The organism is Streptomyces sp. NPDC012637 (assembly GCF_042954805.1).
In the GTDB taxonomy this organism is placed as follows: domain Bacteria; phylum Actinomycetota; class Actinomycetes; order Streptomycetales; family Streptomycetaceae; genus Streptomyces.
The window spans coordinates 1,469,771-1,482,017 of the sequence record NZ_JBIBDS010000001.1 but is presented as its reverse complement, the minus strand read 5'-3'; the positions used below and the strand labels follow the sequence as shown (position 1 = coordinate 1,482,017).

Sequence of the window (12,247 nt, the reverse complement as noted above, 5' to 3'; positions counted from 1 at the left end):
CCGCGCTCCTTACCGGAACGGGATCGGCGGGTAGCAGCGGAACGGTACGGCCACCTCGTACCGCCCGCCGGTCAGCCGGACGAGGGCGCCGCAGCCGAAGCTCTCCTTCTGGCCCTTGGGTTCGGCCCGGTCGCCGACGAGGGTGCCGGTGTCGGAGAAGCCGTTCGCCGCCTGCTGGAAGGACTCGACGGTGAGGTCCTTGCCGGCCTTGGCGGCGACGGCGAGGAAGAGGTCGGCCGACATGTACCCGGTCATCATGTGCATGTTGAGCGGGACCTCTTTGCCCGCCGCCTTCCTGATGTCGGCCTTGAACTGCCGCATCGCCGGGCCGTCCGCCTCGAAGGGCTGGAACTGGAGCAGCACGAGCACGCCGTCGAGGGCCTGGCGCGTGGCGTCCTTGGCGAGCAGCCCCGGGTCGTAGTCGGTCGGGTCGGACAGCACGCCCTTGTACCCGGCCCGCTTGAGCGCGGTGAACAGACCGATGTTGTACGGGGTCTGCATCACGGACACGACGGCGTCGGGTGCCTTGCCGCCCGGTCCGGAGCGCAGGATCTCCTTGGTGTACGCGGACCAGTCGCTCGGCAGGGAACCGGCGGGCACGGCCGCCTTGGCGTAGGCGAGGTCGAAGCCGGCCGCCTTGAAGCCCTGGGTGAAGGTGCGGATGCCGAACTTGCCGGCGTCGTTGTCGCCCGCGATCAGGGCGACCGAGCGGCCCTTCGCCCCGCCGAGTACGGTGGCCAGGCCCTCGGGCCAGGTCTGGTTGAGGGTGCCGCCGGGAGTGGGGACGAGACAGCCGTTGAAGCCGTAGATGTGCTTCGGCCCGCAGAAGGAGGGCAGGGTGCCCCAGCCGACGGTGGGCACCGCCTGGGAGTCGAGGAAGTCGGCGCCCGCGAAGGTCACCGAGCTCATCGGGGCGACGGCGAAGACCTTCTCCTGCTGGACGAGCCTGCGCGCGGCGGCGAGGTTGCGCGCCGGGTCCTGGCCGTCGTCCTCCGCGCCGAGGTACTCGATCCGGCGGCCGTTGATTCCGCCTTCGGCGTTCGCCCGGTCGTAGCGGGCCCGCGCGCCGAGGTCGGTGTCCTTCTTGGAGTAGCCGCTGGCGCTCGTCATGGAGACGATCCCGCCCACCCTGACCGTGTCGGCGGTCACTCCCCGTACGGTGCCGCCCGAGGCGCCGGGCTTGGCCGAAGTGCCTCCCGTGGAAGCGGAGTTGCAGGCGGTGGCGAGGAAGAGCGCCGCTGCCGCGGCGGCGAGGGTGCGGAGCGTTCTGGACACGGTCGGTCATCCCTCCGTCGGGTGACCGCATTCTGTGACCGGCCTGATGAACCGTCAATAACTGATGCACCGTCACTTGATGATGCGTCACATCGTGCACGAGGGGCGGCCGTCAGCGGTACAGCGCCTCGACCTCGGCCGCGTACGCCTGCTCGATCGCCTTCCGCTTGAGCTTCAGGGACGGCGTGAGCAGCCCGTGCTCCTCGCTGAACGGATAGGCCAGGATCCGGAAGGTGCGGATCGACTCCGCCTGCGAGACCCTGGTGTTCGCGGCCACCACCGCCCGCCGGATCTCGGTCTCCAGGGTCGCGTCGTGCACCAGCTCGGCGGGCGGCAGCGGCGGCCGGTTCTGCATCGCCAGCCAGTGCTCCACCGCCTCCTGGTCCAGGGTCACCAGGGCGGCGACGTACGGCCGGTCGTTGCCGACCACGATGCACTGCGCCACCAGCGGATGCGCCCGCACCCGCTCCTCCAGACCGGCCGGCGACACGCTCTTGCCGCCCGAGGTCACCAGGATCTCCTTCTTCCGCCCGGTGATCGTCAGATAGCCGTCCTCGTCGAGCATCCCGAGGTCCCCGGTCGCCAGCCACCCGTCGTTCAGGACCGCGCCCGTGGCCTGCGGATTGTTGAGATAGCCGGAGAAGACGTGGTCGCCGTGCAGCCACACCTCCCCGTCCTCCGCGATGTGCACGGTCGTGCCGGGCACCGGCTGACCCACCGTGCCGTACTTGGTGCGCTCCGGCGGGTTCGCCGTCGCCGCCGCCGAGGACTCCGTCAGGCCGTAGCCCTCGAAGATCGTCACGCCCGCGCCCTCGAAGAACAGCCCGAGCCGCCGGTCCATCGCCGAACCGCCCGACATGGCGTGCCGCACCCGGCCGCCCAGCGCCTCCCGGACCTTCACGTACACGGTCTTCTCGAAGAACTGGTGCTGCATCCGCAGTCCCGCCGACGGGCCCGGGCCGATGCCGAAGGCCTTGTGCTCCATGGCCTCCGCGTACCGGACCGCCACCTCCACCGCCTTGTCGAACGGCCCCCGCCTCCCCTCCGACTCGGCCCTGCGGCGCGCGGCGTTGAAGACCTTCTCGAAGACGTACGGCACGGCGAGCACGAAACTCGGCCGGAAGGCCTGGAGGTCGGGCAGCAGCTCGGAGGCGGCGAGCACCGGCTGGTGCCCCAGTTTCACCCCGGTCCGTACCGCGGCCACCTCCACCATCCGCCCGAAGACGTGCGCGAGCGGCAGGAAGAGCAGGGTGGACGCCTCGTCGCCCGGCCGGGAGTGGAAGACCGACTCCCAGCGGCCGACCAGCATCTCCGTCTCGAACATGAAGTTGGCGTGCGTGATCACACAGCCCTTGGGACGGCCGGTGGTCCCCGACGTGTAGATCACCGTCGCCACGGACTCGGGCGTCACCGCCCTGCGGTGCCGCTGCACCACGTCCTCGTCGATGTCCGCACCCGCCGTCACCAGCTCGGCGACCGCGCCCTCTCCGGCGTCCAGCTGCCACAGCCGCTGGAGCCGGGGCAGCCGGTCGATCACCGAGCCGATCGTCATCGCGTGGTCCTCGTGCTCCACCACGCAGGCCGTCACCTCGGCGTCGTGCAGCATCCACAGCACCTGGTCGGCGGAGGACGTCGGATAGACCGGCACCGACTGGGCGCCGAGCGTCCACAGCGCGAAGTCGAAGAGCGTCCACTCGTAGCGGGTCCGCGACATGATCGCGACCCGGTCGCCGAACCGCACGCCCTGCGCGATCAGACCCTTCGCGAGCGCGAGCACCTCGTCGCGGAACCCGGCCGCGGTCACGTCCCGCCACTGCCCGTCCGCGCCCTTGCGGGCCAGCGTGACCCGGTCGGGGTCCTTCTCGGCATGGTCGAACACGGCGTCGGCCAGACCGCCGACCTGAGGCGCCGCCGCGACGGGCGGCACGGTGAACTCACGCACTGACCTGCTCCCTCGCCCGCTCGACGTCGCGCTCCGTACGGCGCGGGTGAAACTACCCCACGGCGCAGCCGGGCGGGAGGGCCTTCACCAAGCCGGGACATTGTGCATATGCACAGGTCAGCGGCAGGGGACGAGGCAAGTGCGAGCCTTCCGACCGCCGTTGCCGAACCGTCGGCAAGCCATGGTGGCCGGAATCTCCACGGAATCTGTACGGGGCGATCACGGCGACCGCGCGAGAGCACGGGCCGTTCACGCCGCCCCGGGCCGGGTCCATGGGGCTCCGGCGTTTTCCGCGAAGCCACACGGAGGGGCCTGCGGAGGGGTCCGCGGACGGGCCTGCGGAGGGGCCTGCGGACGGGCCCATGGACGGACCCCGGACGGGATCCTCGGACTGACCCTCGGATGGGACCCTCGGGCGGATCGCCGGACGGGATCCTCGGACGGGATCCTCGGACGGATTTCCGGACGGGCCCATGGACGGATCCTCGGACGGGATCCTCGGACGGATTTCCGGGCGGGCCCATGGACGGATCCCCGGACGGGATCCCCGGACGGACCCGCCCGCAGCCCCGCGGTCGTCAGCCCCGCAGGATCCCGCGCCGTCAGCCCCGCAGGGTCCCGCGCGGGCGGTGCAGCCGGTCGCCGCCCGCCAGGATTGCCGCGGCCAACGCGTCCGCCGCGTCCTGGGTCGCCCCACGCCGCCGCCCCTTGCGCAGCACGAAGTCCACGGCGCCCAGTTCCGGGAGCCCGGCCCTGGCCGGGACTACGACGAGGCCGGGCGGGACCAGGCCGCGGGTGTGCGCCATCACGCCGAGCCCGGCCCGGGCCGCCGCCACGTTCGCGCTCAGGCTCGTGCTCGTGCACGCGATCCGCCACGGCCGCCCCTGCGCCTGCAGCGCCTCCAGGGCGCGGGCCCGGGTGATGCCCGGCGGCGGGAAGACGATCAGCGGCACCGGACGGTCCGGGTCGAGCCGCAGCCGCGGCGCGCCGATCCACACGAGGACGTCCTGCCAGACGAGCTCGCCACCGCCGTCGCCGTCCCCGCCGCCTCCGTCCCCGCCCTCTCCACCGTCGCCCCCAGCGCGCTCTCCGTCCTCGCCACCGCGCCGCTTCGCCAGGATGAGGTCGAGCCGGCCCGCCTCCAGACGCGCCTGCAACGTGCCGGACAGCTCGACCGTGAGCTCCAGGTCCACCTCGGGATGCTCACGCCGGAAGGCCTCCAGGATCTCCGGCAGCCGGGTCGTCACGAAGTCCTCCGACGCCCCGAAACGGAGCCTGCCGCGCAGCCGGGTCCCGGTGAAGAAGGCGGCCGCCCGCTCGTGCGCCTCCAGGATCGAGCGGGCGAAGCCGAGCATCGCCTCGCCATCCTCGGTCAGCTCCACGGCGTGGGTGTCCCGGGTGAACAGCGGCCGGCCGGTCGCCTCCTCCAGCCGCCGCACGTGCTGGCTGACCGTGGACTGCCGCAGCCCGAGCCGCCGAGCGGCCTGGGTGAAGTTCAGGGTCTGCGCGACCGCGAGGAAGGTCCGCAGCTGGCTCGGCTCGTACAGCGGGGCGGGCATGGGGCGAGGTTATCGCGATTCGTGATGACAGTCAGTGCGATGTACGGGATTCCCGATCGCCGGGCCGTACACCAGGATGGACGCATGAGCTCCCGCACGTCCCGCCCGTCCCGACCGTCCCACGTGACCCGTGGTCCCCGCAGGCCTCTCCTGCCGGCCTGGCTGCCGGTCGACCCGTACATCCTGGCGCTGCTCGCCACGGTCGGCCTCGCCGCGCTGCTGCCCGCGTCCGGAGCGGCGGCGACGGTCGCGAACGGCGCGGCGACGGGAGCCGTCGCGCTGCTCTTCTTCCTCTACGGGGCGCGCCTCTCCACCCGGGAGGCGCTCGACGGCCTGAAGCACTGGCGGCTCCACGTCACCGTCCTGGCCTGCACCTTCCTGCTGTTCCCACTGCTCGGCCTCGCGGCGCGGGGCCTCGTGCCGACGGTCCTCACGCCGGACCTCTACAGCGGCTTCCTCTTCCTGTGCCTGGTGCCGTCGACCATCCAGTCCTCGATCGCCTTCACCTCGATCGCCCGGGGCAACGTGTCCGCCGCGATCTGCGCCGGCTCCTTCTCCTCCCTGGCCGGCATCGTCCTCACCCCGCTGCTGGCGGCGCTGCTGCTCGGCGGCGCCGCGGGGGGCATGTCGGCCGACTCGCTGGTCAAGATCGTGCTCCAGCTGCTCGTGCCGTTCGTCGCCGGACAGCTGCTGCGCCCCTGGGTGGGCGGCTTCCTGGTCCGCCACAAGAAGGTGCTCGGCTACGTCGACCGGGGCTCGATCCTGCTCGTCGTCTACACGGCCTTCAGCGCGGGCATGAACCGTGGCGTCTGGCACCTCGTGACCCCGGCCCGGCTGGGGCTGCTGCTCGTGGTCGAGGCGGTGCTGCTCGCGGTGATGCTGAGCCTGACCTGGTACGGGGCGAAGCGGCTCGGCTTCGGCCGGGCCGACCGGATCGCGATCCAGTTCGCGGGCTCCAAGAAGAGCCTGGCCGCCGGACTGCCCATGGCGAGCGTGCTCTTCGGGGCGCACGCGTCGCTGGCGGTGCTGCCGCTGATGCTGTTCCACCAGATGCAGCTGATGGTCTGTGCCGTCGTCGCCCGGCGCCGGGCGGAGGACCCGGAGGCGGTGGAGGAGCGGGCTGCCGAGACCCCGGAGACCGCCGGGCCCGCGGAGACCGCTGCGAGCTTTGGGGCCGCCGAGGGTGCAGGGTCGGTGGAGGCCGCTGCGAGCACTGGGGTCGTCGAGGCTGCCGGGCCCGCGGAGACCGCCGGGAGCACTGGGGCCGCCGAGGCTGCCGGGCCCGCGGAGACCGCTGCGAGCACCGGGGCCGTCGAGGCTGCCGGGGCGGGAGCGACCGTCGGGATCGCCGGCCACGCCGCGACCGCCGGAGCGGCGGGAAGAGCTGCCGGAGCGGCGGAGGGAGAAACAGCGGGAGAAGTGGCGGGAGAAACAGCGGGAGCAGCTGCCGGAGCGGCGGCGGGTGAAGCGGCGGGACCGGGGGCCGTGGCGCCGACCGGCCTCGTCACGGCACCAGGACGACCTTCCCCAGGTTCTCCCGCCGCTCGATGATCGCGTGCGCCTCGGCCGCCTCCGCCAGCGGCACGCGCGCGTGGATCGCGGGCCGCAGCCGCCCGGCGGCGCGCAGGGCCCACAACTCGTCGCGCCAGGCCGTGTAGTCGGCGGCTCGGGTGCGTGCCAGACGGGCCATCTGGAAGCCGATGAGCGACTTGCCGCCGGCCAGCAGGTCGTGTGCCTGGACCGTGCCGCCGCCCGAGCTGTACGCCACGAGCCGGCCGCCCGGGGCGAGCGCGGCCACGAGGCGGGGGAGCAGGCCGCCGCCGACCGCGTCGACGACGACGTCCACCGGTTCGCCCCAGGATTCCCGGCCGTAGGAGATCACCTCGTCCGCGCCGAGCGCGCGCAGGAACGCCGCCTTCTCCGGTGAGCCCGCCGCCGCGACGACCCGGCCCGCGCCGAGCAGCTTCGCGAGGGGAACGGCGAGCTGGCCCACGCCGCTTGCCGCGCCCGTGACCAGGACCGATTCGCCGGCCAGCTGGGTCCTCGGCCGCGCCGCCGCCGGGGCCGCGGCCTCGTCGCCGCCGCGCTCGCCGACGAGGGCATGCGCATGTGGCACCACGCGGTGCTCGCCGCCGTCGCCGAACGCGGCCCGGTCGCCCAGGCCGAACTCGGCCGCAGCCTCGCCATCGACCCCAAGGACATGGTCGGCGTGCTCAACGAGCTCCAGACCGAGGGCTACATCAGCCGCGAACCCGACCCGACCGACCGGCGCAAGAACGCCATCACCGCCACCGCGGACGGCCGCCGCCTCCTCGCACGCTGCCGCCGCCTCGCCGACCGCGCCAACGACGAACTCCTCGCGCCCCTCACCCCCGACGAGCGCGTCCGGTTCCTCGCCCTGCTCCGCCGCGTGGCCTTCACCACCGACGAGTCCACGACCGGCGACGCGCCCCAGGACGCCACGCCGGGCCCGTGACCGGCGCCGGCCCCGTTGGCGGGATCACATCCCCGGCCGCCCCGCGATGATCATCAGGGCCGATACGGTGCTCCCATGCCCGCACTCGATCCCGGCCGCACCGCGCTCGTCCTCGTCGACCTGATGGAACGCATCGTCGCCCTGCCCCTCGCACCCCGCCCCGGCACCGACGTCCTCGCCGCCGCCGGCCGCCTCGCCAACGCCTTCCGCGAAGCCGGCGCACCCGTCGTCCACATCCGCGTCGAACGCCCGGGCGTCGAGACCCAGCCGCCCGGCAGCGAACTCGTCGCCGAACTCGTCCATCCCGGCGACGAGACCGTCGTCAAGCGCACCATCGGCGGATTCCAGGGCACCGGTCTGCACGACCTCCTCCAGAAGCACGGCGCCACCACGCTCGTGTTCGGCGGCATCGCCACCAACCTCGGCGTCGAGTCCACCGCCCGCGCCGCCGCAGACCTCGGCTACGAGCTCGTCTTCGCCGAGGACGCCATGACCGCCCTCACCGCCGACGAGCACCGCGCCTCCGTCCAGCTGGACTTCCCGCGCCTCGGCACCGTCGCCCCGGTCGCCGCGATCACCCTGGGCGGCGCCGAGTGACCCGGGTGCCGATACGGTACGGGGCCCGCCCCTGCTCCCTCGTCGTCTGCCGCGGCTGCTGCTGCGGCGACGCCGGCAAGAACCCCGGCCAGGACCACGACGGACAGCTCACCCGGCTCCGCGAGGCCGCCGCGGCCTCCGGCGGCCGGCTGCTCCTCCGTACCAGCGACTGCCTCGGACCCTGCGCGCAGGCGAACGTCCTCGTCGTCCAGCCGTCCACCGAAGGCCGCCGCCGCGGCGGCCGGGCCGCCTGGATCGGCTGGAGCGCCGACGACGACTGCCTCGACGACATCCTCGCCTGGACCGAGGCCGGCGGCCCCGGCATCGCCCCGCCGCCGGTCACCCTCGAACTCCAGATGATCGACCCGCCGAAGAACTAGCCGGAGACGGGCAAGGGGGAGGACGGGCAGGAGGGCGGGCAGGAGGGCGAACCGGCGAGCGAGCCGGATAAGCAGGTCCCGTCCGGCGGCGCTGCGGCACCAGGAGCGCGCGCCGCCGTAAGGCTCCTAACCGGCCGCCTCCGGTTCCGCCTCCGCCTCCGGGGCCGCCTCCGGGGCCGCCTCCGGCGTGGCCTCCGGTTCCGCCTCCGCCTTCGGGGCGGGCGCCCCCAGCGCGATCCGGTGCTCACCCGCGTACACGTTCATGTCCTGCCCCCGCAGGAAGCCGACCAGCGTCAGACCCGACTCGAGCGCCAGGTCCACCGCGAGCGAGGACGGCGCCGACACCGCCGCGAGCACCGGGACGCCCGCCATCACCGCCTTCTGCGCCAGCTCGAACGAGGCCCGGCCCGACACGAGCAGCACCGCCCGCTCCAGCGGCAGCCGCCCTTCCCGCAGCGCGAGGCCCACCAGCTTGTCGACCGCGTTGTGCCGGCCCACGTCCTCCCGTACGTCGAGCAGTTCGCCGTCCTCCGAGAACAGCGCAGCCGCGTGCAGCCCACCCGTCCGGTCGAACACCCGCTGCGCCGCCCGCAGCCGCTCCGGCAGCGCCGCGAGCAGCTCGGGCGTCAGCCGCAGCGGAGGGTTGTCGGCGATCGGGAAGCGGGCCGTCGTGCGCACCGCGTCCAGGCTCGCCTTGCCGCACAGCCCGCACGACGAGGTCGTGTAGACGTTCCGCTCCAGGGTGATGTCCGGGACGGCCACACCCGGCGCCAGCTGCACGTCCACCACGTTGTACGTGTTGGAGCCGTCCGCCGTCGCGCCCGCGCAGTACACCACGTTCCGCACGTCCGAGGCGGCGGCGAGCACGCCCTCGCTCACCAGGAAGCCGACCGCGAGCGCGAAGTCGTCGCCGGGCGTGCGCATGGTGATGGCGATCGGCCGTCCGTTCAGCCGGATCTCCAGCGGTTCCTCCGCCACGAGCGTGTCCGGCCGCGTGTTCACCGCCCCGCCCCGCACGCGCACCACACGCCGTCGCTCCGTGACCCGTCCCATGGTCGCTGCACCGTTTCTGTCCGTGCGGGACGCCTCTGTCCCCGCGGAACGCCCTCAGGGGCCTGACCGGCCCATTCTCCTCTTGTCACGGTCGAACAGGCACTTCGGGTGAATCTTGGTGGTTTACGTCACCGGTTACCCATCAGTCGCTGACAAGACTGGGTCCTCCTGCCGCAATCGAACCACCGAGGGGGTCCCCGGGATGACGGGCACTCGCATCGCCGCGCTCGGGCACTACCAGCCCGCCAAGGTGCTCACCAACGACGACCTGGCCGCCCTCGTGGAGACCAGCGACGAATGGATCACCAGCAGGGTCGGCATCCGCACCCGGCACGTCGCAGGACCCGAGGAGCCGGTCGACGAGCTCGCCGCGCACGCCGCGGGCAAGGCCCTGGCCGCCGCCGGACTCGGCGCAGGCGACATCGACCTGGTCCTCGTCGCCACCTCCACGGCGATCGACCGGTCGCCGAACACGGCCGCCCGCGTCGCCGCCCGCCTCGGCATGGGCTCGCCCGCCACCATGGACCTCAACGTGGTCTGCGCCGGCTTCACACACGCCCTGGCCACCGCCGACCACGCGATCCGCGCCGGCGGCGCCCGCCGCGCGCTGGTCATCGGCGCCGACAAGATGACCGAGGTGACGGACTGGACCGACCGCACCACCTGCGTCCTGGTCGGCGACGGCGCGGGCGCCGCGGTCGTCGAGGCCACCGACACCGACACCGGCGCCATCGGCCCCGTCCTGTGGGGCTCGGTCCCGGAGATGGGCCACGCCGTCCGCATCGAGGGCACTCCGCCGCGCTTCGCCCAGGAGGGCCAGGCCGTCTACCGCTGGGCCACCCAGCAGCTCCCGGCCCTCGCCCGCCAGGCCTGCGAGCGCTCCGGCGTCCGCCCCGAGGAGCTGGCCGGCGTCGTCCTCCACCAGGCCAACCTGCGGATCGTGGAGCCGCTCGCCGCGAAGATCGGCGCGGTCAACGCGGTCGTCGCCCGGGACGTCGTCGACTCCGGCAACACCTCCGCCGCCTCCGTGCCCCTCGCCCTCGCCAAGCTCGTCGAACGCGGCGAACTGCCCTCCGGTGCACCCGTCCTGCTCTTCGGCTTCGGCGGGAACCTGTCGTACGCGGGCCAGGTCGTCCGCGTGCCGTAGGGCGGCCCGGGCCGGTCGTGGCGCGGCCCTCGCCGGTGCGCCGGCGTCGCCTATACTCCAGCGCGTCGCGGAGCCGCCGGACGGGGGAGAGATGGTCAAGGCTGCGGAAGAGGCGTCCACCTTGGGGTCCGCCTGGCTCGTCCTCGTCGTCGGCGCGCTGGTCGTCCGGCTGGCACTGCTGCCCCTGCTGCTGCGCACGCAGCGCGCGGTGAGACAACGTGAGGCGGCGGCCTTCTCGGGCGCCCGGTCCGGCGGCGCGGACTGGGCCGCGCCGTTCTTCGAGCGGGCGCTGATGGTGGCGTTCGGTGCCGGCCTGCTGACCCTCCTCGCCAACGTCTCCGAGCCGTTCGACTTCCAGGACGAGCTGTCGGTGGCCCTCTGGCCGGGGAGCGCCGGCAACCCGCTCGACCTCGGCACCCTGTTCCTGGAGTTCGCGAGTTCGGGCCATCACGGCCTGTCCTACGACGCGCTCTATGGGGGACTCGCCTTCTGCGTCCCGTCCACCGTCCTGTGGGTCCTGACGCAGAAGAGCCTGCTGACCGTCGGCATGCCCGAGGAGCTGTGGCTCTCGTCCCGGACCCGCCTGCGGGTCATCGGCGGTTTCCTGCTGCAGCTGCTCCTGACGGTGGTCGTGCTGCCGGTCGGGGCGACGGCCGTGTTCCTGGTGTTCCAGGCCGTCGCCCTCGTGACGAGCCGCCGTCACCCGCCCGTCGCGGCGGCCCCGCCCGCGCCGCCGATGCCCGCCTTCGCCCCGGCCGCCGCCGCGGTGCACGCCGCACCGACGGCCGCCGCCCCGATCGCGGCCGCCCCGGCCGCCGCCGGGTTCGTGCCGACCGCCCGCCCCGCGCCGGGAACGCCCGACACACCGCCCGACGTACGGGACCTCGCCGCGCACGAACCGCGGACCATCGGCACGTACCAGCTCCTGGGGAAGATCGGGGCGGGCGGCATGGGCACCGTCTACCTCGCCCGGCGGGACGGCTCCGCCACCCAGGTCGCCCTCAAGACCCTCCACCCCGAACTCCTCGGGAACACCGAACTGCTGAGCCGCTTCGAGCGCGAGGCCGAGGTGCTTTCCATGGTGTCCGGCGCCTACACCGCCCGGGTGCTCGACTCCGGCGTGGACGAGGGACGGCCGTACCTCGCCATGGAACTGCTCGACGGCCGGCCGCTCGACCGGCACCTGCGCGAACTCGGCCCGCTGCGCGGCCCCGAGGCACTCCGCTCCCTCGCGCTCGCACTCGCCGCGGCACTGTCCGCCGTGCACCGGCTCGGACTCGTCCACCGGGACCTCAAGCCGGGCAACGTCATGCTCACGAGCGCCGGGCCGCGCCTGCTCGACTTCGGCATCGCCACGATCGTCGACCGTACGCGGCTCACCGCGACCGGCGGCGGGCCGGGCACCCTGGGCTACATGGCGCCGGAACAGTTCGAGGACGGACCCGCGGGGCCGGCCGCCGACGTGTGGGCCTGGGCCTGCTGCGTCGTCTGCGCCGCACACGGCGACAGCCCCTTCGCCGCGACCGGCATCGGCGCCGCGTACCGACGGATCACGGAGGGCACCCCGGACCCGGCCGCGCTCGCCGCCGTCGACGCCGTCGACCCGGCCCTCGGAGCCGCCGTCCGCCGGGCCCTGCGCACCCGCCCCGCGGACCGCCCCGCCGACGGCACGGCCCTCCTCGCCCTCCTCACCGAAGGCCCAGGCCACACGGTGCCCGACGCGCGCTCGCTCCACGAGGAGATCACCCGCGGCTGGAACACCCTTCCTCCCGCGAACCCGGCGCCCTGACGCGGCGGCGCCCGGGCCCGCCGGCCCGT

General features: G+C 73.8%; 9 protein-coding genes and 2 pseudogenes. 6 read left to right on the top strand and 5 right to left on the bottom strand.

Annotated elements, in window-relative coordinates; translation table 11 throughout:
- Positions 1-9 precede the first annotated feature (9 nt).
- The 3 genes from ACFY8W_RS06735 to ACFY8W_RS06725 form a co-directional block, all read right to left on the bottom strand.
- A complete protein-coding gene (locus tag ACFY8W_RS06735; RefSeq protein ID WP_391101056.1) occupies positions 10-1,275 on the bottom strand; it encodes an ABC transporter substrate-binding protein in 1,266 nt (421 codons plus the stop codon).
- A 112-nt stretch (positions 1,276-1,387) separates the two neighbouring features.
- Positions 1,388-3,217, bottom strand: a complete 1,830-nt coding sequence (locus ACFY8W_RS06730) for an AMP-binding protein (protein WP_391101053.1) — start codon at positions 3,215-3,217, stop codon at positions 1,388-1,390.
- A gap of 602 nt (positions 3,218-3,819) precedes the next feature.
- Positions 3,820-4,776 carry a LysR substrate-binding domain-containing protein gene (locus ACFY8W_RS06725; RefSeq protein WP_391101051.1) on the bottom strand — a complete coding sequence of 319 codons (957 nt, stop codon included), beginning with the start codon at positions 4,774-4,776 and terminating at the stop codon, positions 3,820-3,822.
- A gap of 84 nt (positions 4,777-4,860) precedes the next feature.
- Between ACFY8W_RS06725 and ACFY8W_RS06720 the strand changes: the two are divergent.
- Positions 4,861-5,937, top strand: a pseudogene (locus ACFY8W_RS06720) (bile acid:sodium symporter family protein); the annotation flags it as partial.
- A gap of 343 nt (positions 5,938-6,280) precedes the next feature.
- Here the strand turns inward: ACFY8W_RS06720 and ACFY8W_RS06715 are convergent.
- Positions 6,281-6,769 carry a zinc-binding dehydrogenase gene (locus ACFY8W_RS06715; RefSeq protein WP_391101048.1) on the bottom strand — a complete coding sequence of 163 codons (489 nt, stop codon included), beginning with the start codon at positions 6,767-6,769 and terminating at the stop codon, positions 6,281-6,283.
- A gap of 16 nt (positions 6,770-6,785) precedes the next feature.
- On the opposite strand from ACFY8W_RS06715, the pseudogene ACFY8W_RS06710 reads away from it, so the two are divergent.
- The 3 genes and pseudogenes from ACFY8W_RS06710 to ACFY8W_RS06700 all read left to right on the top strand — a co-directional run bounded on the left by ACFY8W_RS06710 (position 6,786) and on the right by ACFY8W_RS06700 (position 8,229).
- A pseudogene (locus ACFY8W_RS06710) lies at positions 6,786-7,252 on the top strand (MarR family winged helix-turn-helix transcriptional regulator).
- A 75-nt stretch (positions 7,253-7,327) separates the two neighbouring features.
- On the top strand, positions 7,328-7,849 hold the full coding sequence (locus ACFY8W_RS06705; RefSeq protein ID WP_391101046.1) for an isochorismatase family protein: 522 nt from the start codon (positions 7,328-7,330) through the stop codon (positions 7,847-7,849).
- Positions 7,846-8,229, top strand: a complete 384-nt coding sequence (locus tag ACFY8W_RS06700) for a (2Fe-2S) ferredoxin domain-containing protein (RefSeq protein WP_391101043.1) — start codon at positions 7,846-7,848, stop codon at positions 8,227-8,229. Before ACFY8W_RS06705 ends, ACFY8W_RS06700 begins: the two co-directional genes overlap by 4 nt.
- 126 nt (positions 8,230-8,355) lie before the next feature.
- On the opposite strand, the gene fdhD is transcribed toward ACFY8W_RS06700, so the two are convergent.
- Entirely contained in the window at positions 8,356-9,282 is a 927-nt protein-coding gene (gene fdhD / locus ACFY8W_RS06695; protein ID WP_391101041.1) for a formate dehydrogenase accessory sulfurtransferase FdhD, read from the bottom strand.
- Positions 9,283-9,484: 202 nt separating this feature from the next.
- Here fdhD and ACFY8W_RS06690 point away from each other — a divergent pair, with 202 nt between their 5' ends.
- Together ACFY8W_RS06690 and ACFY8W_RS06685 are read left to right on the top strand one after the other, a co-directional pair.
- Positions 9,485-10,429, top strand: a complete 945-nt coding sequence (locus ACFY8W_RS06690) for a beta-ketoacyl-ACP synthase 3 (RefSeq protein WP_391101039.1) — start codon at positions 9,485-9,487, stop codon at positions 10,427-10,429.
- A 91-nt stretch (positions 10,430-10,520) separates the two neighbouring features.
- Entirely contained in the window at positions 10,521-12,218 is a 1,698-nt protein-coding gene (locus ACFY8W_RS06685) for a protein kinase (RefSeq protein ID WP_391101036.1), read from the top strand.
- The last annotated feature ends 29 nt before the right edge of the window (positions 12,219-12,247 follow it).